The following is a 23,665-nucleotide window of genomic DNA, read 5'->3' on the forward strand; positions in this document are numbered from 1 at the left end:
CGAAAAGACAAGTTTTGAGCTAACTCGTTGTTCAAGCTTCCAAACTGAATTGGCTTGCTATAGTAACGATGATTTGCTCATTCTAAATTGTTAGTGTTGAGTTTACCAAATAAGAACTAATGTAGGCAGTATCTTAGTTTTTGTAAAGAACGTTTATTTGTCGAGATATTGATCTAAAATCGCATTGATTTTTTTAATTCTTTCAATGGTAGCTTCTCCATCAATGGCATTATCAATTTGTTTTTGTTCTGTCTGTGAGGCAAATTGTAAGGCACACATTGCCAAAACATCTTGTTTGTCACGAACAGCGTAATTTTCTTCAAACTGCTTAATCATTTTATCAATTTTTTTCGAAGCGCTTCTAAGGCCTTCTTCCTGAGCAAAATCAACCGTTAACGGGTAAACTCTGTCTGCTATTGATATTTTAATTTTAAGCTTTTCGTCCATATCTTTTATTAATCTGATAGCTGTGCTATACAGTAATCAATTTCGCGAATTAATGAATTTATTTTAAGCTTTGTATCTCTTTTATTATCGTCACTGCCTAGTAATGTATTTGCTACTTTGAGTGTTTCATACTGCGTTTTCAGCGCTTCAATCTCTTGTGATTGAGTTTGTATTATGGATGCAGTTTCTGTTAATTTGCTTTTCAAATCTTGATTATTTTTCTCCAAACCTTTCATTTTGATGAACAGTTTTTCGACTTTATTTTCAAGAGTATCAATAATTTCTGCAATCGCACTCATTATATATCTTATTCATTACATAATCATACAAAGTTAGTATTCCTTTTTAATTTTGCAATATTTTATTATTTTTTTTGCATTAAATAAATTAAATATCAGTTTTACAAATGGTTACGATCGGTTTTTTTTAGTGCTGTTTTGAATACTTTATTTATCTTAGCAAAAATGTAAACCATGAGATTTTCCGTATTTTTTTTCTTTTTCTGTACTGCTGTTTTTGCACAAGTTGAATATCCAACAGATTATTTTAGATCCCCTTTAGATATTCCGATGCAATTGTCTGGAAATTTTGGAGAGTTACGACCAAATCATTTTCATGCAGGTTTTGATTTGAAAACGCAACAAAAAGAAGGATTAAAAGTATATGCTGTTGCTGATGGATATGTGTCAAGAATAAAGATATCAACTTTTGGAAATGGAAAAACAATTTACATCAATCACCCAAATGGTTTTACCTCCGTTTACGGACATTTGAAATTTGCCAATGGTGCAATAGAAAACTACATCAAGAAAACCCATTATAAAGAACAGTCCTTTGAGATTGAAATGTTTTTTAAGCCCGGCGAAATGGTGGTAAAAAAAGGAGAAGTAATTGCTTTTTCGGGTAACACAGGTGCTTCCGAAGGACCGCATCTACATTTTGAATTTCGGGATTCAAAAACAGAATTTGTAATCAATCCGATGCTTTTTGGATACAACAAATTTTTAAAAGACACAAAAAAACCAATTGTTACAGGAGTTTATGTTTATCCTTTAGATTCGAAAACAACGGTAAATAATTCAAAACGACCTTTATTGTTGAATGTCTCGTTGCAAAAAGACGGAACCTATTTATCCGAAAAAGTAGTGGCCAATGGAGCTATAGGCTTTGGAATTTCTGCATATGACACAGATAATGTTTCGTTTAATAATAATGGAGTTTATAAAGTACAGTCTTTTTATAACGGAAAACCCAATTTCGGATATGAATTCAACACGTATTCCTTTGATGACATGCGTTACATTAATGCGCTGATTGATTATTCGCGATATAAGAATATGCAACAACGCGTTCAGAAGCTTTTTATGAAAAACCCGTATAATTTAAGGTTCATTCAAGCCGAGGAAAACAATGGAGTTTTGCAGGTAACTCCAAATTTAGCATCATTGTATCGTATTGAAGTTTCGGATTTCTTTGGTAACAAAAAAACAATAGCAATTCCTATCAAATATGATGTTTTACCTACCATAATCAGTAAGGAGCTATTGCAATCAAATTATTTTGTAAGAGCAAATAAAGACAGCAATTTCGCTTTAGCAAATATGTCGGTTTTCTTTCCTGCGGGAACTTTTTACGAAGATTTTGATCTGAATTTTGATGTGAAAAATGATATTTTGCTTTTACACGACGACACGGTTCCTGCCCACACTAATTTTACGATTTCAATTGAAGACATAAAATCGACTGAAGTACAAAGACAAAAAATGTTCATTGGCAGAATCGATGGAAAAAAAATAAGCTACAATCCAACTTACAGAAAAGACAGCGTCTTTAGTACAAAGGTTAAAATTTTAGGTAAATACGCTTTGGTTTCGGATACGGTTGCGCCAAAAATTAATATGGCAGTTCCCGTTGAAGGGAAATGGATTAGTGAGCAAAAAACAATTCAGGTTTCCATATACGATGAACTGTCAGGTATAAAATCATACAATGGCTATTTAAACGGAAAATGGGTTTTATTTGAATATGATAATAAAACCAGAAAATTAACACATTTTTTTAATGATGGGATTGTTGCTGATGGTGCCAATGAATTAAAAGTTGTTGTAACTGATAATGTAGGAAATTCAACTATCTTTGAAACTAGTTTTTTTAGAAGTCAAAAAAAATAAAAACCAAATCATTTGAGTCTTAATCAATTATTATCTGTATTTCTTTTTTTTAGTTTTGGGTTGTCCGTTTCGGCTCAGTCATCTAGAATTAGAGGAGTTATTTTGGATAAAAACAATCAACCGGTAGAAAACGTAAATGTATCTTATTCAAATTTTGGAACTCAATCCAATCAAAATGGGTTTTACGATTTAAAAGTCCCTGCAAACCAAAAAGTAACACTTGTTTTTACGCATATCTCTTTGAAAAAAGTAACGATAACTTTTACTTTAGATTCTAATGAACAAAAGGAGTTCAATCCAATAATGAGTGATCAGGAGGAGCAAATGGGGGAAGTGATTGTCACATCCAAAAACAGGAAGTTAATTCAGGGCGTTGCAACAATTGAGCCTGAGATTATCCGAAAAATCCCGGGAGCCAATGCAGGTATCGAAAATATTTTGAAAACCTTACCGGGAGTAAATTCTAACAACGAATTGAGTACGCAATACGCTGTACGCGGTGGGAATTATGATGAGAATTTGGTTTATGTAAATGAAATTGAAGTTTATCGCCCGTTTCTAATTCGTTCGGGACAACAAGAAGGGTTGAGTTTTACCAATACGGATTTGGTACAAAATGTTGATTTCTCTGCGGGAGGTTTTCAAGCTAAATTCGGGGATAAATTGTCTTCTGTTTTAGATATTACCTACAGAAAACCGGTAAAATTTGGCGCAAGCCTTGAAGCGAGTTTCCTTGGCGGAAGCCTCTCTGTTGATGCGGTTTCCAAAGATAAAAAATGGTCTGCGGTTACGGGAGTTCGATACCGCAACAACAGTCTTTTGGTGAATAGTCAAGAGACACAAACGAATTTTACACCGTCGTTTGCCGATATTCAAACCAATATAAACTATCAGGCTTCTGCCAAATGGCATTGGAGTTTTCTGGGGAATATTTCCCAAAATAGATACCAATATCAACCATTAACAAGACAGACTAATTTTGGAACCATAGATAGCCCAATGGCTCTTACCGTTTTTTATGAAGGTCAGGAAAAGGATAAGTATGAAACTTATTTTGGAGCTTTAAAATCAACTTTTAATGTTTCAGATAATTTTACTTTGAAATTTATTGGTTCTGTTTTTCATACTTTGGAACAAGAATATTTTGATATTTTCGCCCAATATCGTCTAGGCGAAGTGGATTCTAATATTGGTTCCGAAACTTTTGGAGAAGTTGCTTTCACCAGAGGAATTGGTTCGCAGTTGAGTCATGCCAGAAATGATTTGGATGCCTTGATTGTAAATACCGAAATAAAAGGATTTCATGATTGGAAGGAAAGTCAGTTGGAGTGGGGAATTAAATATACACGAGAATCCATTCGGGACAGAATAATAGAGTGGGAAGTAATTGATTCGGCCGGTTTTTCGCTGAATCCACCTCTTATTGATTTGCCTAAAAATGACCAGCCATATTCGCCTTACATCGGACCACTTGTTCCGTATCAAAATATCCGGGCGACTAATTTTAATTCCATTAACAGATTTTCGGGTTATGGTCAATGGAGTTTAAAATCGAGTATTGGGTCAAGTCAAGTTTGGTACAATGCCGGTGTCCGTTTGCACAATTGGGAAGTTACAGGCGATGGCATATTGGGAAAATCCCAAATTACTTTTAGTCCAAGAGCACAATTTGCGATAAAGCCAGATTGGGAGAAAGATATAGTTTTTAGACTTTCGGGAGGATTGTACCATCAGCCGCCATTTTACAGGGAACTGAGAGCTGCGGATGGAATGGTGCAACCCAATACTAAGGCACAGCAATCGGTACATTTTGTCTTTGGTAATGATTACAGTTTCAAAATGTGGGATCGTCCTTTCAAATTGGTTTCGGAGTTGTATTATAAATCGCTGACAGATGTGAATACCTATACAATTGACAACGTTCGCATTCGGTATGCAGCCAACAATAATGCGACAGCTTACGCGCAAGGATTGGATGTTCGCCTGAACGGTGAGTTTGTTCCCGGAACCGAATCGTGGTTTAGTTTTGGTTATTTGAAAACAAAGGAAAACAGTAATGATAAAGGATATATTGCCAGACCGACGGATCAAAGATTGAAATTCGGACTTTTATTTCAAGACTACATGCCTAATATTCCAAGTTTAAAATTATACTTGAATTTAGTTTACAATACGGGGCTGCCGGGAGGTTCGCCATCGTATGCCGATCCTTATTTGTACCAAAACAGATTGAATGATTACCGCCGAGTGGATGTAGGTTTTTTTAAGGTTTTTATAGACAATACTACTGGAAAAAAGAATTCCGGATTGTTTAAAGACTTTAAAGAGTTGGCGATAGGATTGGAGATTTTTAATCTTTTTGACAATCAAAATGCCATAACTAATACTTGGGTTCGCGATGTGTATTCTAAAAATCAATATGCAATTCCTAATTATATGACTACCAGAGTTTTTAATGTGAAATTAACTGCGAAGTTGTAATAGAAATGAATTTAATGAATTAATATAAATTTCACTGCCATTTAATTCGGGAAATCGACAGCCGAAATTCATTACCATTTTTTAAAAATGATTACATTTGGATTTTAAAGTACAGGATTATGAAAAAACTACATATCACAGTAATAGGAATAGCAATTTTGTTTTTAACAAGTTGTAAAGAGGAAGTGGAAGTGCCAAAAGTGACCTACGAAGGATCTGGAAAAGCTAAAGAATTACCAAAAACTGATTCAAGTCAGATTCAAATTGCAGATCTGCCAATTCAAATGACAGGTACGGATTACTTGATTCATCCCGTTGCAGATTTGAGTATTCGGGAGCGAGGAGTGAAGTCAAGATACGGTTCTTCGAGCGTTAATGATTTGAGCTTTACCATATCTAATTATGGCGAATTTGAAATCACTGGTTTTTTACAAAATTTAAAATTCCAAAAAGTAGATTCGGATTCTATCCGTAAATTGACAGATAAACCTGTTTTGATTCAAACAGCGACTTATTTAAAGTCCGTAGCTGATAGAACCAATAACCAGATTATGGTTTACACAATGGTGGATATGGATACCAATAAAGATGGAAAATTAGACACAAGCGATATTAAAGCATTGTATTTAAGCGAAATCAGCGGCGAGAATTTCACCAAAATATCTTCTGACTTTCAGGAATTAATTGACTGGAAATTGATAGGTTCTAAAAACCGTTTGTACTTTCGAACTGTTGAGGATACTAATAAAAATGGGGAATTTGACAAGCAAGATGTGGTGAATTATTATTACATTGATTTATCTACCAAAGAATGGAAAATAACTGGTTACGAGCCAGTTTAGTAGTGCTAATTTTAAATCAAAATATCACTTTCCAAGTCTGATTTTTCAATGGTGAAATCAAATCCCAATTCTGTTACTAACTGAATGACGAGGTTTTTGTACCAATTTTCGGATTTAGGATGAATATATATCCGTTCAATCAATTGATTTATATTGATACTAATTTTTAGTCCTTCATTAATTTTAATGTCGCCTTCACCAATGTCCGAAATGATGCGGACTTCACGTTCGTATTGAAAACTTTTTCGTTTGAACAAAAAAGGAAAAAACATATCGTCAAAAGGAATGTGTTCTTTTTTATAATCGATGTAATTTACCTCTCCAATATATTGCTTAAGATTTGTTTCAGCGACAAGAGATCGCTGTAACCGACCGATGGTTGATTGAATAGCCAGACCTTCGCTGTTTTGAGTAAATATCTGCCACATGGCATACGATTCGTATTCGTTGATATGCCAACTACTAATTGCCACTTTTTCCCGATGTGTTTTGTAATAGTTTAAAAAGTCAGGATTGTCTATTGAAAGTTTTTTTATTTCCTCAAAAGTGGGTTCGCTGAAAGTCCCTTCGTATTGATCTTCAAATTTATCAGATCGGGACATAAATAGCTTTTGTGACAGCAATAAATCTAAAAACTTTGACAAATCCAGGTATTTCCAAACAATAGTGTCTGGATCTTCGGGAAGTTTTATGTTTTGATTATTGATGTACATTTTAATTTAAAGATTAGATGATTTAAAGATTTAAAAATCTGTCAAAATCTGTATTTTTACTTTAGGAATAGGTTTCGTAAGTATACTTAAAAACGCAATTATTATTCAAATGATTGCATCGTAACCAACTTATTATACATTCCATTCATTGCAATCAGTTCCTCGTGTTTTCCTTGTTCTATAATTTTTCCTTTTTGCATCACCACAATCAGATCTGCTTTTTGAATGGTAGAGAGACGGTGCGCAATTACAATCGAGGTTCTGTTTTGCATCATATTTTCGAGTGCAACTTGAACGAACTTTTCGCTTTCAGTATCCAGTGCTGAGGTTGCTTCATCCAAAATCATAATCGGAGGATTTTTCAAAACGGCACGGGCAATAGATAAGCGTTGTTTTTGACCGCCTGAAAGTTTGTTTCCGCTGTCGCCAATGTTGGTAAGTATTCCCAATGGTAAATCTTTCACGAATTCATAAGCATTCGCAATTTTCAAGGCGGCAATAATTTCTTCATCAGTAGCGTCTAATTTTCCTAATGAAATATTTGCTTTTATAGTGTCATTAAACAAAATACTATCTTGAGTAACTAATCCCATTAATCCGCGAAGTGACTGCAGATTCATATCTTTTATGTTAATTCCGTCAATTTCTATAGTTCCTTCATTGACATCATAAAAACGCGTCAATAAATTAGCAATGGTACTTTTTCCGCTTCCGGATTGTCCAACAAGAGCTACTGTTTGTCCTTTTTTCACCTCTAATGAAAAGTCTTTCAAAACCGCTTCATCTTCATATTTAAAGTTAATGTTTTTGAGTATAACATTAGAATCAAAAGTGTTTTTATCAACAGCATTTTCTTTTGAAGTAATTTCGTTTTCGACTTCTAAAACTTCAAAAACACGTTCTGCAGCTGCTAAACCATTTTTAACGGAATAGGAAGCTTTAGAAATTGCTTTTGCCGGCGTAAGAATATTAAAAGCCAAAGTCAGGTAAACAATAAAAGCAGCGCCATCCAATGTTTTTTCCACTAATACTAAATTTCCGCCATAAAAAAGTAAGACAGCAATGGTTGTAATTCCCAGAAATTCACTTAATGGAGTCGCTAAATTGTTTTTGTTTCCGATGCTGTTTGACAAATTCAGTAATCGGGTCACTGAATTGTGAAATCTGCCTTTAAAATTGTTTTCGGCATTGTAACTTTTTATCACTTTCAATCCGCTCAAACTTTCATCAACAATAGAAATTAGAAAGCCGCTTTCTTTTTGTGCCTCCAATGATTTTGCTCTCAGGTTTTTAGCAATTTTTGATATGATTAATCCAGAAATAGGGATAAAAACCAAAACAAACAACGTCAATTTTACGCTTATAAAAAACATCGTTATTAATGCAAATACAATGGTTAATGGTTCTTTTACTACAAGTTCCAAAATGGAGAAGAAGGAATTCTGAACTTCATTGACATCGCCAAGCATTCTGGCCATAATGTCTCCTTTTCTTTTTTCGGAATAATAGGAGATGGGTAATTCTATTATTTTATTGTACATTGATTTTCTCAAATCCCGTAATACACCATTTCTTAAATGCATAATGTGGTGCGACGCCAGATAATTAAATAGATTTTTAAATAAGAACGTTGTAATAACCATTAAAACAACAAATAAAAGTGCAGTTTGAACACTATTCTCTTTTGTTAATTCTGAAATTTTAAAATACATAAAATCCGAACCAAACTGTTTTATATTTCCTATTCCTGTGTAAACCGGCTCTTGTAGTATCGTTTTGGTTTTACCAAAAAGGACCTCAAGTACCGGAAGAAGTGTCAACATAGAAATAGTGCTGAACAACGCATACAAGATGTTGAATACGATATTCCAGGTAATATGAGACTTATATGGTTTTGTATAAGGGATTAGTTTTAATAAGCTTTTGTCCATTAGTTCAATTGCATTGCAATAATAATATTTTTAATTTTTTCATTCAAAATCGCTTCTACTTCAGGGAAATCTTCAATAGATTCCAATTCCGCATTGACGCTGATGTAGAATTTTATTTTAGGTTCCGTTCCGCTTGGTCTGGCACAAATTTTAGAGCCATCTTCGGTATAATAAATCAATACGTTCGATTTTGGAATATCCATTTTGGATTCCTCATCAGTAAGTAGATTTTTCGCTATTGACGATTGATAATCTTCCAACATAATCACTCGTTGTCCATTGATTTCTTTCAAAGGATTTTCTCTCATGTCAATCATCATCTGATTGATTTCCTGTAAACCGTCCATTCCTTTTTTAGTCAATGAAACCAAATGTTCTTTATAGAATCCATTATTTACATACAATTGTAGCAATTCTTTGTAAACGGTACTTCCTTTTTCTTTTGCCTGAGCGGCCAATTCGCAAACTAATAAAGTTGCGGCAACTGCATCTTTATCACGAACCGCATCGCCCACCATATATCCAAAGCTTTCTTCGCCGCCACCAATGAACTCCAACTCTGGAAAGTCCTTTATCATTTTGGCAATCCATTTAAATCCGGTCAAACCCACTTTGCATTCCACGTCATAATTGGTGGCTAATTCCATCATCATAGGAGTAGAAACGATTGTAGAACCCACAAATTGTTTTCCATTGATTTTTCCAGCTTTTTTCCATTGTTCCAGTAAGAAAGCAGTCATCAAAATCATCGTTTGATTTCCGTTAAGCAACGTCATTTGGCCTTCATTATTTCGAACGGCAACACCTAATCGATCGCAATCAGGATCTGTCCCAATAACAATATCCGAATTGGTTTTATCCGCCAACGCCATCGCCATTGTCAATGCTTCCGGTTCTTCAGGATTAGGGGATTTGACCGTTGGGAAATCACCATTTGGCACTCTTTGTTCTTCCACGATATGCACATTCGTGTATCCGGCTTGTTCCAAAGTATCGGGAACTAATGTTATCGAGGTTCCGTGCAATGAGGTGAAAACGATATTTAGCTTTTCTTTGGCTTCAGCCGAAGTTCCAAAACTGGCATTCTCGATAGTCGATTTTATGAAAGCGGCATCAACTTCCGTATCTATATAATGTATCAAATCTTCATTGGCCGAAAACTTGATTTCGTTGTAATTTAAGTTTTCAATTGTGTTGATAATGGCTTCATCTTCCGGAGGAACAATTTGACCGCCATCTTCCCAATATACTTTGTAACCATTGTATTCGGGCGGATTATGAGAAGCCGTAAGAACAATTCCGGCTTGACAACCCAAATGTTTAACCGCAAATGACAATTCAGGAGTAGGTCTTAATTCTGAAAACAGATAAACCGTAATTCCATTTGCTGTGAAAACGTCAGCAACTACTTTAGCCAAAGTATCGCTATTATGGCGACAATCATAAGCAATAGCGACCTTCAGATCTCTATTTGGGAACACTTTATGCATGTAATTTGCGAGACCCTGTGTGCTTTTTCCAAGGGTGTATTTATTGATTCGATTGTTTCCAACTCCCATAACACCGCGCATTCCGCCCGTTCCAAACTCCAGATTTTTATAAAAACTTTCTTCCAGTTCTTTAGGAGAAGTGGTCATCAATTCCTTGATGGCTATATGAGTTTCATTGTCAAATGTTGGCGTAAGCCATTCATTTACTGCATCCAAAATGTTTTGTTTGATATCCATTTTATAGATTTTTTTTAGTTTCTGAATTTTTATTTTAAAATTTCAAAATAGTTATCTCGTTTAACAATTTTGATGTTTTTTAGGAGCTCTTTCCTGCTTTCCGCTTCAATCTTTTTATCGGTAAAAACCTCAAAAAAGGATTTCCACTGCAAATAAAATTCACTGAACTCCTATTGAAATAAAAGCTATGTGAAGTAATCAGGGCTAGAGATTTGTTGCGACGAAAAATGTTTTATTTCAATTTTACTTCTTGCAATCCGAATGACAGAAATCGTATAATTCAATCGTCATGTCCTACTATAAATGTATGTTTTATTTCGTGAGGATTATAAAAAATTCACCTCATTCGAAACTTTGTACCGTTCCTCATTGTTTTTTGTTCGCAAAATTATTTCGCCAAGAAATCCAGCTAAAAATAATTGTGTTCCTAAAATCATCGTCGTCAATGCGATATAAAACCAAGGATTGTTCGTTACCAGACTATAGCGCATGTCATTATACATATAATATAATTTTGAAATGCCAATATATCCGGCTAACATAACCCCAATAACAAACATTAACGATCCCATGGCTCCAAATAAATGCATCGGTCTTTTTCCAAAACGGGAAAGAAACCAAATAGTAATTAAATCTAGGAAACCATTGATAAAACGTTCCATCCCAAATTTAGTTTCACCATATTTTCGGGCTTGATGTTGTACCACTTTCTCACCAATTTTTCCAAAACCGGCATTCTTTGCCAAAACCGGAATGTAACGGTGCATTTCACCTGATACTTCAATGTTTTTCACGACAATATTTTTGTAGGCTTTCAGTCCGCAATTGAAATCATTTAATTCCACTCCTGATGTTTTTCTCGCTGCCCAATTGAACAATTTAGAAGGCAGGTTTTTTGCTACAACCGAGTCGTAGCGTTTCTTTTTCCAACCGGAAACTAAATCAAATTTTCCGTTGACAATCATGTCGTACAATCCCGGAATTTCTTCTGGGCTGTCTTGCAAGTCAGCATCCATGGTAATTATAACATCACCTTGCGCTTTTGCAAAACCAGCATGCAGCGCTTGTGATTTTCCGAAATTTTTCATGAAACGAACACCTTTTACATTTGGGTTTTCTTGCGCGAAGCCTTCGATAATATTCCAGGAGTTATCTGTACTTCCATCATCGAGAAAAATGATTTCGTACGTGTAATTATGAGAATGCATCACTTTAATGATCCAGTTATAGAGTTCATTAAGTGATTCCTCTTCATTAAGAAGTGGTATGAGTATTGATAAATTCATTAATTTAGAAGCTTTGAGGTTTTTCGTTTTTTAGAATTGCACCAATAATCAGTGAGTATATTAAACCAAAGAAGGAATACATCGCGAGAGTAACTGGAAAAGCAAATAAAGGATTAGCAAATTTTCTGGTCAGTGAGATTCCGATTTCTAGTTGTTCGGAAGTTATTGAAGGGTTTTGTTTAATCATCGCATCTTTACTAATTGCAACCATTTCGTTAATAAATTCGGGAAAAATAAAATTGAAAATAACGTTAAACAGAGCATAAATAAATGCTGCAAGAAAAGTTATGGAAACTCCAGTTTTTAAGCATTCATTAAAAGATATAAATCCTTTATTTATATTTTTCTTATAGTTGTTGCATCCTAAATAAATAAATAAGATTGGTAAAATTAAATAGTTAGAGAGGTTTATTATCAAACCTACGCTGGTTCCAACTAATGATTTCATTCCGATTATATACATAATCACAAATTCTAAAACCATAACAACACCAAACAAGACACCAAATGAAATTCCAGATTTTGCTGGCGAAACATTATTTTCCATAAATAGTTTATTTATTAATCCACAAATATAGCAATTCCCAATTTATGCGAAGATAAAAAATGCTTTTTACGATTATAAAAAAAAGTGATGCAAAGATTTGTTTATTGGAAAATAATTGTAAATTTGCAAACTCAAAATAATAATGTAAAACAAAAAGTTATAAGGAGTTTATACCTTTTCTGTTAGAAGAAAAGCTTCAAGACAAATTATAATTAACAAATAAAAAAGATTAACAAGATGAAAAAAGGAATTCACCCGGAAAATTACAGATTAGTTGCATTTAAAGACATGTCAAATGACGAAGTTTTTATCACTAAATCTACTGCAGATACAAGAGAAACATTAACAGTTGATGGTGTTGAATACCCAGTTGTAAAAATGGAGATCTCTAGAACTTCTCACCCTTTTTACACAGGTAAATCTAAACTTATCGATACTGCAGGACGTATTGATAAATTCAAAACTAAATACGCTAAACACGTTAAATAATTTTAACTTGTTTTTAATTATATCAAAGCCTTTCTTTTTGGAAGGCTTTTTTTATTTTAATTATTTGAAAACTTTGTAACTTTGAAGCCAATATTATAAAAAGGGAAGTTGTTTGATGTAATTTCTAATCAAAACTAACCGAATCAACAAATAAACAATTTTATGAATTACATACTTTTTGACGGACCTTCCAGAAATGCCTTGCTGCCTTTTACGTTCACCCGTCCTGTTGCTGATATTCTTATTGGAATTATGACTATTCGTCAAAAATGGGAAATGCATCTGGGTTCTACCACCACCACATTGACTGAGGACTATTTATCGGAGAAATTTCCAATGGTAGAGTTAGAGGTGAATGTTATGATAAATGCTTCTTATCTTCCTAATGCTGTTTTGGTTGAAATGGTTAGTAATCTAGAACCAAATCAGGCTATTTTCAAAGGCGATGAAGTGATTGCTTTTTACACGACGGAAGAACAGGAAGAAGTAGATTTTGATTGCTATGAAATTTTAGAGTACAACGAGGACTGTTTGACGGTACAGAATACTTGGGACATTTTTTCTAAAAATGATGCCGCCATTCGGGAAGATTTTGAATATTTAACGGAGGATAGAAAATCACAACCTATTCCAAAAAGCGTTAACGTAATAGCACCAGAGAATATATTTATTGAAGAAGGAGCAAAGTTAGAATTTGTGACTCTGAATGCTTCTACAGGTCCAATATATATAGGTAAAGATGCTGAAATCATGGAAGGTTCAGTAATCAGAGGTCCTTTTGCATTGTGCGAAAATGCACAAGTGAAAATGGCATCAAAAGTATATGGTGCAACAACGGTTGGGCCTTTTTCCAGAATTGGAGGCGAAGTCAATAACTCCGTTTTATTTGGATATTCTAATAAAGGACATGATGGATTCTTAGGAAATTCTGTTCTTGGCGAATGGTGTAATATTGGAGCCGATAGTAACAATTCTAATCTGAAAAATAATTATGAAGAAGTCAAATTGTGGAGCTATGAAACGGAAGGCTTTGCAAAAACGGGTCTTCAGTTTTGCGGTTTGATGATGGGTGACCACAGCAAGTGCGGAATTAACACCATGTTTAACACAGGTACAGTAGTGGGAGTAAGTGCTAATATTTTTGGCAGTGGATTTCCACGAAATTTTGTGCCAAGTTTTTCTTGGGGTGGTGCTTCTGGTTTTGCGACCTATATCACCAAAAAAGCATTTGAGACGGCAAGACTAGTGATGAGTCGCAGAAACGTAGATTTTGATGAAAGAGAAGCTGCAATTTTAGAACATGTTTTTGAAGAAACTAAAAAGTGGAGAAAAGAATAGTTTCTGCATTATATATAAAACCACAAAAGCCTCTAGATTGAGGCTTTTGTGGTTTTATAGAAAAATAAACGAACTAATTATTGGTAAGCATATACTAGCGAACCATCTTTTATCAGGTCGATCAAGGTAATAGCATTGTTATCCGGAACAGAGAAACAACCCAAACTAAATTTACTGTACATCATTTTTGAAGAATGCACCACTATGTTTCTTTTTAATGCATTCGAATTTTTATCACTTTCTAGACCGTTTAGTTTTAATGAATAACCCCACATTCCTTTGTATGTTTGTAAGGTTACGTAACATCCTAAAGAAGTTGCGTTGCTTCCCACAGTATTACTAAACGACTGAGGTGTCAGTCCTGTTCCAGAGCCAGATCCATGATCAACATTACTGGTCAGGAGTACTTTACTGTTTTTTAAATCTACAACGTAAAGTCGGGCTTCCTCGATCGATTTTGAAAAATCAATTAGGGTTATAATGTTTTTGTTTTTGGCTTTATAGCCCCATTTTGTCTGTACCTCGTTTGCCTTTTTTACAAGTTCTTCGTGTCCTTGTGCCACAATAAAATTGAAAAAGCATAAAAGAATCAGTAGTAATGTCATTTTCATGGAATCATCTTTATAGTGTTTTTTTTTTAAAATTTGAATAATTCAAGTATGTCGTTTTAGTATCAGTTTGTTTATTTCAAACCTTTGAATATCAAATGTAAAACTATGAAAATAGAATATTATTGTAGACAGATTAAATTTTATATTTCAAGGTTTTAAAATTTATTTTGTTGTAAATTATTCAATTGATTTCTTCAATAAATGGAACTGAAAATTAACTTTAGAAAAGCACTTAGTAATAGGAGCATCTCTAATCATTAAATTTCACAATTTTATATAAAGACACATATTACAAGCGATACTATTTTCTGCAATTTTGTAAGATTTGAAATCGATACTTGTTGAAATGGAGTTTTTGATTCAGTAGTTTTTTTTCAATTTTGAACATTGAGGCTTATTCCTGAGTATCAGAAAAAAGTATGAAAACTGTATTTAGGTGTATAATTTAGATTTATTGGCGACTGCTGGTTTTAAATAGTTTAGCGGTTTCTTTGGCTTTTAGACGGGCTTGAGTTAGTTTTCCATGGCTGAATGCTTTATTTTTATGAAAATTAAATGTGGGGATTATTAATTTAAATTAAAAATATGGAAGAGATTGTCGGGATGATAAATGAAATAGTTTGGAGTATGCCTTTAATAATTTTGTGTTTAGGAACAGGGCTTTATTTTTCAATTCGAACACGTTTTCTTCAGTTGCGGCATATCAAGGAAATGTTCCGTTTGTTGTTTGATGGGAAAAGTTCAGAGTCAGGAGTTTCTTCTTTTCAAGCATTATCAATGTCTTTGGCAGGCAGGGTTGGTACTGGAAATATTGCGGGAGTTGCTACAGCTATAACTTTTGGGGGTCCTGGTGCTTTATTTTGGATGTGGGTTGTTGCTTTTTTAGGCGCAAGTACAGCATTTGTAGAAGCAACTCTTGCGCAAATTTATAAAGAAAAACATTTGGGACAGTTTCGAGGAGGTCCCGCTTTTTACATCGAAAAGGGATTGGGCGTAAAGTGGTTTGCTGTCTTATTTGCCATTGTTTCAGTTATATCAGCAGGTATTTTATTACCCGGAATTCAGTCAAATTCTGTTGCTGACGGTTTAAATAATGCGTTTAATTTGGACTCTAGAATCACCGCCGTTATTGTTGCTGTTGTCTTTGGAGCTATTATATTTGGCGGAGTAAAACGAATTGCAAAAGTGACTGAAGTAGTGGTACCCATCATGGCAATTGGCTACCTTTTGATTGTATTAGTTATTATAGTTATGAATCTTGGAGAGCTGCCTGGTGTGATTTCTTTAGTGTATACCAGTGCTTTCGGTCAGGAAGCAGGATTTGGAGCCGTTATTGGATTGGCAATTCAATGGGGTGTAAAAAGAGGGCTTTATTCTAATGAAGCAGGACAGGGAACGGCACCTCATATTGCCGCTGCAGCAAATGTTTCGCATCCTGTAAAACAAGGTTTAGTACAATCATTTTCAGTCTATATTGATACATTATTGGTTTGTAGCGCAACCGGTTTTATGTTGCTGATTACAGGTAAATATAATGTAGAAAATCCGGTCTTAGGTGCAAATGGAGCAACAAAATTTTTATATCAGGGTGCGCACAACGTCACTGCTGGAACAGGATATACACAGAGTGCTATGGATAGTGTTTTGCCTGGCTTTGGTTCTTTATTTGTTGCAATTGCATTGTTTTTCTTTGCTTTTACTACCATTTTGGCATATTATTATATAGCTGAAACTAATATTTCATATTTGACCAGAAAATTGAATTCTCCAATTTTTAACCGAGTATTAAAAATTGTTATGATATTGGTTGTAATGTACGGCTGTGTCAATGAAGCAAAATTGATATGGAATATTGGGGATATTGGTGTGGGGATCATGGCTTGGTGTAATATTATTGCAATTCTGCTATTGCAGAAACCAGCTTTTGCAGCATTAAAAGATTATGAAAAACAAAAGAACGAAGGTCTAGATCCTGTTTTTTATCCAAAGAATATTGGTGTTATGAATGTGCCGATATGGGATGAGATTAATGAGAATAAAGAAGTATAATTCAAATATTTTTTTTTAAAAAGCTTCCAGAAATAGAAACATCATTCTCTTTTTGGAGGCTTTTATTTTATAGTAAACAAATTACTTAATTAATCTATCTTTGCATTTTTAAAATCTGATAATCTAATTATCTAAAAATCTTATAATCTAAATGATTACAGTTAACGATATTTCGGTGCAATTTGGAGGCACTACCCTTTTTAGCGATGTTTCTTTTGCTATAAATGAAAATGATAAAATTGCCCTCATGGGTAAAAATGGAGCCGGAAAATCGACGCTTCTTAAAATCATTGCGGGTCAAAGCAAACCTTCAACAGGGAATATTTCGGCACCAAAAGATGCTGTTGTGGCCTATTTGCCTCAGCATTTATTGACTACGGACGGAGCAACGGTGATGGAAGAAACGTCAAAAGCGTTTGGTGAAATTTTCGGTATGAAAGCAGAAATTGATGAAATCAATGAGCAATTGACAGTTCGTACTGATTATGAAAGTGATGGGTACATGAAATTAATCGAAAGAGTTTCTGATTTAAGCGAGAAATTCTATGCGATAGAAGAAGTAAATTATGAAGCCGAAGTAGAAAAAATTCTGATTGGGTTGGGATTTGTTCGTGAAGATTTTAGCCGTCAAACTTCAGAATTTTCCGGAGGGTGGAGAATGCGAATCGAACTAGCAAAAATCCTTTTACAAAAACCAGACTTAATTCTACTGGATGAGCCAACCAACCACATGGATATCGAAAGTATACAGTGGTTAGAGGATTTTTTGATCAATTCAGCGAAAGCGGTTGTAGTAATTTCGCATGATAAAGCCTTTGTAGATGCTATCACTAATCGGACAATTGAAGTTACGATGGGCAGAATTTACGATTATAAAGCAAAGTACTCTCATTATTTGGAGTTGAGAAAAGACCGTCGCATGCACCAACAAAAGGCATACGACGAACAACAAAGAATGATTGCTGATAACAGGACCTTTATCGATCGTTTTAAAGGGACATTTTCTAAAACGGATGCCGTTCAATCCCGCGTCAAAATGCTGGAAAAACTGGTAATTGTACAGGTTGATGAGGTAGACAATTCGGCTTTGAAACTAAAATTTCCAGCGGCAGTTCGATCCGGTCAATATCCGGTAATTGTGAAAGATATGTCAAAATCGTACGGTGATCACGTGGTTTTCAAAGATGCCAATATCGTTATCGAAAGAGGGGAAAAAGTAGCTTTCGTAGGAAAAAATGGAGAGGGGAAATCGACGATGATTAAAGCCATTATGAAAGAAATTGAAATCAATGGCGGAAGTTCAGAAATTGGTCATAACGCGCAAATCGGTTATTTTGCCCAAAACCAAGCTTCATTGTTAAATGAAAACGCAACTATTTTTGAAACGATAGATGATATCGCCGTAGGTGATGTTCGAACTAAAATTAAAGATATTTTGGGAGCTTTTATGTTTCACGGTGATGATGTGACCAAGAAAGTAAAAGTGCTTTCAGGTGGTGAGAAGACCCGTTTGGCGATGATAAAATTATTGTTGGAACCAGTAAATTTATTAATTCTGGATGAGCCTTCGAATCACTTAGACATGAAAACCAAAGATATTATCAAGGATGCATTGCGCGATTTTGATGGAACATTGATTTTAGTTTCTCACGACAGGGATTTCCTGGACGGATTAGCCACTAAAGTTTTTGAATTTGGAAACAAAAGAGTAGTAGAACATTTTGAAGATATTACAGGATTTTTGGCACACAAAAAAATGGAAAATTTAAGAGAAATAGAAAAGTAAAAATAATAAAAATGCGCCCTATCAGGGAACAGGTTTTATAATGGAGTGAATTAGGAAGGCATACGGATAACGTGTGCCTTTTTTGTTGAGGTTTTATTTTATTTGAATTTAAATAAGATTATGTCATTTTTAACGGAATTTGCTATGCTATTTCATGTCGAATGATTAAATAAAAATAGTTTTAAAGTGCTCTTAATGAGTATTTTAAAACTATTTTTTTGTACCTTGTATTGTAGTTTAGTATCAATTTATAAAATTTTGATATCATGAAAAAAATAATTTTATACTTTGTGTTTTCAACAGCAGGTTTTCTTAGTCTTCCTATGTTTTCACAAATAGAAAACAGATTTGTAGCTCTAGATATGCCAGGTGATAATCTAAATCTTTATGCTGTATTGGATGTCTTTCAAAACTCTAAAACTTTGGAAGAATTTGAAAGAGCACTTAATAGTAAAGATAATCTCAATAATCTGGATTTGAATAATGACAATTTTATAGATTATATTGATGTGGTCAGTTTTAAGAATGGCGATTCTTATTCAATAGTGCTTCGCATAGCGCTAAATAATATCGAATTTCAAGATGTTGCGGTTATAGCGGTCAATAAAAATATATATGGAAGGGCAGTTGTTCAAATTATAGGCGATGAAGAATTATATGGAAAAGATTATATTCTGGAACCCTCCGCAGGAGATGGCTTAACGCCAAATCCGGGTTTTCTGGGTTACGAAAGAACGTATTCCGGGAATTATTGGAATGGTATGGTTTACGTTAATGATTGGCCGATAATAATTCATTTATTTTCTCCGTCCTTTGTGGCATATGTATCTCCATGGCGGTGGGGATATTATCCGTCGTACTGGCGCAGACGAATTCCCATTTTTTATTATGATTATTGGGGATATCACCGTCACTATTACAGAAATAATTTTTATCGCAGAGTGGGATACGTCAGATATCCATATGCTTACTCTAATTATTATTCCAGAAGAAACAGTTCTCCGATTGTGACTAGGAACAGAATAAACAATGTTTACAGAGACACCTATCAAGGAAGAACTTTTGGAAGACCTCAAGGAACGGTGCTTCCAAGAACTCAGGAACAAATAAGGGGAAGTCGTTCCGTAAATCCTCGTACTGTTCGCCCCGTTCAGCCTGCAGCTCCAACAAATCGCCAGCCGGCACAAAGGACGCGCCAGCAAAACCCTCCCTCAGTTCGTCCAACTCCGCCTGTAAATCGTCAATCTGCGCCCAGATCAAATAATCCAACTCGAACTCGCAACAGAAATTGAGTAAATTCATTGAAATTTTATTTTGATAAAAAAAAGAGACATTCTTCATAGAAATGTCTCTTTTTTTTATAATCTAATTCCTGGAGGAAGCAACTCTTTGTAAACAGGGTTTTTCTTAAAAAAAACCACTATTTTAGGAAGAATAGGAACAACTTTGAATTTTCTTTCTATCGCAATTTCCATAATATTTTTTAGGAAGTTAGAAATGAATTCTTCGTCTTCATACGATTCCGGTACATTTATTTTTGTTAAAAATATTTTCTTCTCCTGAAACGAGTATTCAACAGAAACTAATCCTTCGTCGACTGTAGTTTCAAATTGTCTTGCAAAAGTATTGTCTTTGATATCCATAATCAGTGCTGTATCCATAATAATTAACTGTGATTCATTGGCACTTCTACCAACAGTATTTTTGACTTGGTAATAATTTTGATTTCAAATTCATTAAAATCCGTTATTCCCATGGCATCTCTTGCCTTCAAAATTTGATTGTCAACTTCTATTTCGCCTTCAATCAAAAATAAGTAAACGCCGTTTTTTGGGATTTTAACTTTATAGTTGGTAGTGATTTTGCTGTCAAAAATTCCAAGATAAAAATAGGTTTTCTGATAAACCCAAAGTGCATTGCCATCATTTTTATCATTTGGCGAAACGATGTTTACAAAGGTATTGATTTGATCCTCAATATCAAATGATTTCTGGTCGTATCTCGGCGTTACGTTCTCAGTGTCAGGAAAAACCCATAGCTGCAGTGTTTTTGCAGGGTCTTTCTGGCTTGCATTCATTTCAGAATGTTCCACTCCTGATCCTGCACTCATCACCTGGACTTCTCCAAAACCAATTACACCTTCATTTCCCATGCTGTCTCGGTGCATCAATCCGCCTTCTAGCGGTATGGTGATGATTTCCATATTGGCGTGGGCGTGAGTGCCAAAACCCGATCCGCCGGCAATCGTATCGTCATTTAAAACGCGCAACATTCCAAACTGTTGGCGCTCCGGATTGAAATAATTCCCGAAAGAAAATGAGAAATTGGCTTTAAGCCAGCCAAAATCAGCTTTGCCTCTTGTGTTCGATTCAAATAGTTGTGTAGTCATAAATTATTGATAATATAAAGTAGATAGTTGGATGGTTTCCAATAAAAAATTTAATTTTATACAAAATTCACTATAAAAAATCAGATTTTTGTTATAAAATCGTTAAAACAACTATGAGTAAAATTCCAGTTTATCTAATGCCAGGTTTGGCTTCAAGTGCTGCCATTTTTGAGCGAATGGCGCTCCCGAAAGACACGTTTGAAATCGTCTTATTAGAATGGGAGATTCCGCTGGCAAATGAATCTTTGACAGATTATGCGAAGAGAATCACCGAGAAAATTAAACATAAAAACCCGGTATTGATTGGTGTTTCGTTTGGAGGAATTTTAGTTCAGGAAATGGCTAAATTTATTGAGACACGCAAAGTTATTATCATTTCGAGTGTGCGTAGCAATTTGGAATTTCCACGTAGATTAAAAATCGCCAAAACGACGAAAGCCTATAAACTGATTCCGATGAGCCTGATTGCAAATATTGAAAGTCTGGCTAAATTTTCGTTTGGAGAAAAAGTAAATCAACGACTAAAACTCTACGAAAAATTTCTTTCGGTTCGGGATATTGGGTATTTAAATTGGGCGGTGGAACAGGTTGTTTTATGGAACAGAACCATTATTGACGAAAACGTAATCCACATTCATGGAGATGCCGATGATGTTTTTCCTTTAAAGAATATAAAAAAATGCATTGTTGTAAAAGGTGGTACTCACATAATGATTCTGAACAAATACAAATGGTTGAATGAAAATTTGCCATCCATAATATTGGAAACAAAAAAAGAAACCAGCAAACTTTTGTAACCATCAAAAACTATTAAAAAATAAACAGATGAAATTCACGAATAAAATTAGTCAAATCTTCACCGTAGTTATTGCCAGTGGCGTACTTATTTTTGCCACAATAAATCCGACGAAGGAAAATAAAATGAATGAACAAATTGCTGTTAATCTTCCAAGCAAAATTGATTTTGCCGGTGAAGAAACGCCTTTGAAAATTGCAGATGTCACAGAACGATTAGATAGAGAATTATTGGTAAATATTAATGCACATGCATCAACTATTTTGGCTATAAAAAGAGCCAATCGTGCTTTTCCGGTTATTGAGCCAATTCTCAAAAAAAATGGTATTCCGGATGATTTTAAGTATCTCGCAGTGATAGAAAGTGGTTTAGTCAATGCAGTTTCGCCAGCAGGAGCACGAGGAATTTGGCAATTCATGCCGGATACCGCAAAAGAACGTGGAATGGAAGTGAGTGAAAATGTGGACCAACGCTATGATCTTGCAAAATCAACACAAGCAGCTTGCAGCTATTTGTTGAGTGCCAAAGGGAAATTTGGAAGCTGGACTTTGGCGGCAGCCTCTTATAACGGAGGAATGACAGGTGTGAATAAACAAATTGGAATCCAAAAAGTATCTACTTTTTATGATTTACTGCTTACTGAAGAAACATCTCGCTATATTTTTAGGATTTTAGCTTTGAAAGAAATTATGAAAAACCCTGTAAAATATGGATTTAACATTGCTTCCGAAGATTTATATCAAACTTTGCCGACCCGAAAGATAGAAATTGACAGTTCGATTACGGACTTGGCTGATTTCGCAAAAAGTCAAGGAATCAATTATAAAATTTTGAAGATTCACAATCCTTGGCTTAGGGAAACGAAATTAGTAAATGACACCGGTAAAAAATACCAGATCGAAATTCCGTTAAAAGGTTATTAATTAATAAAGTCATCAAGGTTTTGAAAGTGCCTTTAGGTACTGAATATTGGTAGATAAATAGGAATCGTAATAGAACCGGCGTGCCTTAGGCAAGCAACAAAACGGTGATATTGCGTACCTACTGCAAGCTAACGAATTTTAAATCTTGTTACTACTAATATTTGGTACCTAAAGGCACAAAAAAGAATATCTCAACTTTTATTTGGTTTGAATTAGCAATAAAAAAGGGTCAAATGTTATGTGCATTTGACCCTTTTTCGATAAGTATAAAAAATTATATCTTTTTCATTTGTTCTTTCATCATGACAATTTGATCTTTCAGCATATTCTGTTTGTCTAATTTTTTAGCTTCGTTCAACAAGGAGGTAGCTTCAAGTTTACGACGACGTGTCATCGCAACGCCCGCCAGATTTAATTTGGCTACAGCCAAATCCATATCCATTGATAATCCTAACTCAATTGCTTTTTTGAAATATTTCTCCGCTTGATTAATATTGGTTTGCGAAAGCATGATTCCGTGCAGGTAATTGAAGTAGCCTTGTTGTTTTTGAACCAAAGCTGTTTCCGGGTTTTTGATGTATGCCAACCATTTTTTGGCACCTTCAAAATCTTGTTTTCTTAGTTTCAAGAAAGCCAATAAGATAAATTCGTTTTTGAAGTAAAGGAATATAGGAATTGCACTCAATAATATTAGGAAGATTCCGTTACCGATATTGCTTTCAGTGAATTGCCAAATGCCAGTAGCGATAATAAGTCCGGCGATAATAAGTTTAATATTTCTGTGAAACATAGTGTGGTTATTTTAAGATCACAAATATAGTAAAATGAATTGAAAATATTTTTACAAAACTACTTGCGAGAAAAAAAAGTCTTTGTATATTTGCACTCGGTTTTAGAATAACAGTTATTCGAAATAGGAAGACATATAAATAAGATTTTAAAGATACAAAGCAATGAGCAAAAGAACGTTTCAACCATCGAAAAGAAAAAGAAGAAATAAGCACGGATTTATGGACAGAATGGCTTCTGCTAATGGAAGAAAAGTTCTTGCGCGTAGAAGAGCTAAAGGAAGACATAAATTGACTGTTTCTTGCGAACCAAGACACAAAAAATAATGTTTCTATAAACATAAATAAGGC

General features: G+C 34.4%; 22 protein-coding genes. 11 read left to right on the plus strand and 11 right to left on the minus strand.

What is annotated here, in order from left to right; translation table 11 throughout:
* Window positions 1-153: 153 nt before the first annotated feature.
* Both E0F89_RS12540 and E0F89_RS12545 read right to left on the minus strand, forming a co-directional pair.
* A complete protein-coding gene (locus E0F89_RS12540; RefSeq protein ID WP_113637896.1) occupies window positions 154-447 on the minus strand; it encodes a cell division protein ZapA in 294 nt (97 codons plus the stop codon).
* Between the two features lie 8 nt (window positions 448-455).
* A complete protein-coding gene (locus E0F89_RS12545; protein WP_131910125.1) occupies window positions 456-746 on the minus strand; it encodes a hypothetical protein in 291 nt (96 codons plus the stop codon).
* A 174-nt stretch (window positions 747-920) separates the two neighbouring features.
* Here E0F89_RS12545 and E0F89_RS12550 point away from each other — a divergent pair, with 174 nt between their 5' ends.
* The 3 genes from E0F89_RS12550 to E0F89_RS12560 all read left to right on the plus strand — a co-directional run bounded on the left by E0F89_RS12550 (window position 921) and on the right by E0F89_RS12560 (window position 5,941).
* On the plus strand, window positions 921-2,618 hold the full coding sequence (locus E0F89_RS12550) for a M23 family metallopeptidase (protein WP_131910126.1): 1,698 nt from the start codon (window positions 921-923) through the stop codon (window positions 2,616-2,618).
* Window positions 2,619-2,630: 12 nt separating this feature from the next.
* Entirely contained in the window at window positions 2,631-5,099 is a 2,469-nt protein-coding gene (locus E0F89_RS12555; protein ID WP_131910127.1) for a TonB-dependent receptor, read from the plus strand.
* A gap of 119 nt (window positions 5,100-5,218) precedes the next feature.
* On the plus strand, window positions 5,219-5,941 hold the full coding sequence (locus E0F89_RS12560) for a hypothetical protein (protein WP_131910128.1): 723 nt from the start codon (window positions 5,219-5,221) through the stop codon (window positions 5,939-5,941).
* An 11-nt stretch (window positions 5,942-5,952) separates the two neighbouring features.
* Here E0F89_RS12560 and E0F89_RS12565 read toward each other — a convergent pair whose 3' ends face one another.
* The 5 genes from E0F89_RS12565 to E0F89_RS12585 form a co-directional block, all read right to left on the minus strand.
* Window positions 5,953-6,654 carry a hypothetical protein gene (locus E0F89_RS12565; protein WP_131910129.1) on the minus strand — a complete coding sequence of 234 codons (702 nt, stop codon included), beginning with the start codon at window positions 6,652-6,654 and terminating at the stop codon, window positions 5,953-5,955.
* A gap of 101 nt (window positions 6,655-6,755) precedes the next feature.
* Window positions 6,756-8,585, minus strand: a complete 1,830-nt coding sequence (locus tag E0F89_RS12570) for an ABC transporter ATP-binding protein (protein WP_131910130.1) — start codon at window positions 8,583-8,585, stop codon at window positions 6,756-6,758.
* Complete coding sequence (locus tag E0F89_RS12575; protein ID WP_131910131.1) at window positions 8,585-10,312, minus strand: phospho-sugar mutase; 1,728 nt, start codon at window positions 10,310-10,312, stop codon at window positions 8,585-8,587. Before E0F89_RS12575 ends, E0F89_RS12570 begins: the two co-directional genes overlap by 1 nt.
* 326 nt (window positions 10,313-10,638) lie before the next feature.
* Window positions 10,639-11,598 (minus strand): glycosyltransferase family 2 protein, encoded by a 960-nt coding sequence (locus E0F89_RS12580; RefSeq protein WP_131910132.1) that lies wholly within the window; start codon window positions 11,596-11,598, stop codon window positions 10,639-10,641.
* 4 nt (window positions 11,599-11,602) lie between these two features.
* Window positions 11,603-12,145, minus strand: a complete 543-nt coding sequence (locus E0F89_RS12585; RefSeq protein WP_131910133.1) for a DUF4199 domain-containing protein — start codon at window positions 12,143-12,145, stop codon at window positions 11,603-11,605.
* Window positions 12,146-12,382: 237 nt separating this feature from the next.
* Between E0F89_RS12585 and E0F89_RS12590 the strand changes: the two genes are divergently transcribed.
* Together E0F89_RS12590 and E0F89_RS12595 are read left to right on the plus strand one after the other, a co-directional pair.
* A complete protein-coding gene (locus E0F89_RS12590; RefSeq protein WP_039109118.1) occupies window positions 12,383-12,634 on the plus strand; it encodes a type B 50S ribosomal protein L31 in 252 nt (83 codons plus the stop codon).
* Window positions 12,635-12,796: 162 nt separating this feature from the next.
* On the plus strand, window positions 12,797-13,972 hold the full coding sequence (locus E0F89_RS12595; protein ID WP_131910134.1) for a GlmU family protein: 1,176 nt from the start codon (window positions 12,797-12,799) through the stop codon (window positions 13,970-13,972).
* A 77-nt stretch (window positions 13,973-14,049) separates the two neighbouring features.
* On the opposite strand, the gene E0F89_RS12600 is transcribed toward E0F89_RS12595, so the two are convergent.
* The gene (locus E0F89_RS12600) at window positions 14,050-14,583 is read right to left on the minus strand and encodes a murein L,D-transpeptidase catalytic domain family protein (protein WP_131910135.1); all 534 of its coding nucleotides are present in this window, start codon (window positions 14,581-14,583) and stop codon (window positions 14,050-14,052) included.
* A gap of 585 nt (window positions 14,584-15,168) precedes the next feature.
* Between E0F89_RS12600 and E0F89_RS12605 the strand changes: the two genes are divergently transcribed.
* The 3 genes from E0F89_RS12605 to E0F89_RS12615 all read left to right on the plus strand — a co-directional run bounded on the left by E0F89_RS12605 (window position 15,169) and on the right by E0F89_RS12615 (window position 19,710).
* On the plus strand, window positions 15,169-16,632 hold the full coding sequence (locus E0F89_RS12605; protein ID WP_131910136.1) for an alanine/glycine:cation symporter family protein: 1,464 nt from the start codon (window positions 15,169-15,171) through the stop codon (window positions 16,630-16,632).
* Window positions 16,633-16,783: 151 nt separating this feature from the next.
* Window positions 16,784-18,418, plus strand: a complete 1,635-nt coding sequence (locus E0F89_RS12610) for an ABC-F family ATP-binding cassette domain-containing protein (RefSeq protein ID WP_131910137.1) — start codon at window positions 16,784-16,786, stop codon at window positions 18,416-18,418.
* A gap of 266 nt (window positions 18,419-18,684) precedes the next feature.
* Window positions 18,685-19,710 carry a hypothetical protein gene (locus tag E0F89_RS12615; protein WP_131910138.1) on the plus strand — a complete coding sequence of 342 codons (1,026 nt, stop codon included), beginning with the start codon at window positions 18,685-18,687 and terminating at the stop codon, window positions 19,708-19,710.
* A gap of 66 nt (window positions 19,711-19,776) precedes the next feature.
* Here the strand turns inward: E0F89_RS12615 and E0F89_RS12620 are convergent, their stop codons facing one another.
* On the minus strand, window positions 19,777-20,061 hold the full coding sequence (locus E0F89_RS12620; protein WP_131910223.1) for a GNAT family N-acetyltransferase: 285 nt from the start codon (window positions 20,059-20,061) through the stop codon (window positions 19,777-19,779).
* A 23-nt stretch (window positions 20,062-20,084) separates the two neighbouring features.
* Window positions 20,085-20,807: a pirin family protein gene (locus tag E0F89_RS12625; protein WP_131910139.1), complete on the minus strand. Its 723-nt coding sequence runs from the start codon at window positions 20,805-20,807 to the stop codon at window positions 20,085-20,087.
* Window positions 20,808-20,920: 113 nt separating this feature from the next.
* Between E0F89_RS12625 and E0F89_RS12630 the strand changes: the two genes are divergently transcribed.
* Both E0F89_RS12630 and E0F89_RS12635 read left to right on the plus strand, forming a co-directional pair.
* A complete protein-coding gene (locus tag E0F89_RS12630) occupies window positions 20,921-21,604 on the plus strand; it encodes an alpha/beta hydrolase (RefSeq protein ID WP_131910140.1) in 684 nt (227 codons plus the stop codon).
* 28 nt (window positions 21,605-21,632) lie between these two features.
* A complete protein-coding gene (locus E0F89_RS12635; RefSeq protein WP_131910141.1) occupies window positions 21,633-22,526 on the plus strand; it encodes a lytic transglycosylase domain-containing protein in 894 nt (297 codons plus the stop codon).
* Window positions 22,527-22,800: 274 nt separating this feature from the next.
* Here the strand turns inward: E0F89_RS12635 and E0F89_RS12640 are convergent, their stop codons facing one another.
* The gene (locus E0F89_RS12640) at window positions 22,801-23,316 is read right to left on the minus strand and encodes a DUF2892 domain-containing protein (RefSeq protein WP_131910142.1); all 516 of its coding nucleotides are present in this window, start codon (window positions 23,314-23,316) and stop codon (window positions 22,801-22,803) included.
* A 163-nt stretch (window positions 23,317-23,479) separates the two neighbouring features.
* On the opposite strand from E0F89_RS12640, the gene rpmH reads away from it, so the two are divergent.
* Window positions 23,480-23,641 (plus strand): 50S ribosomal protein L34, encoded by a 162-nt coding sequence (rpmH, locus tag E0F89_RS12645; RefSeq protein ID WP_007136275.1) that lies wholly within the window; start codon window positions 23,480-23,482, stop codon window positions 23,639-23,641.
* The last annotated feature ends 24 nt before the right edge of the window (window positions 23,642-23,665 follow it).

Origin of the sequence: Flavobacterium caseinilyticum, from assembly GCF_004349085.1 — a bacterium.
Lineage (GTDB): Bacteria > Bacteroidota > Bacteroidia > Flavobacteriales > Flavobacteriaceae > Flavobacterium > Flavobacterium caseinilyticum.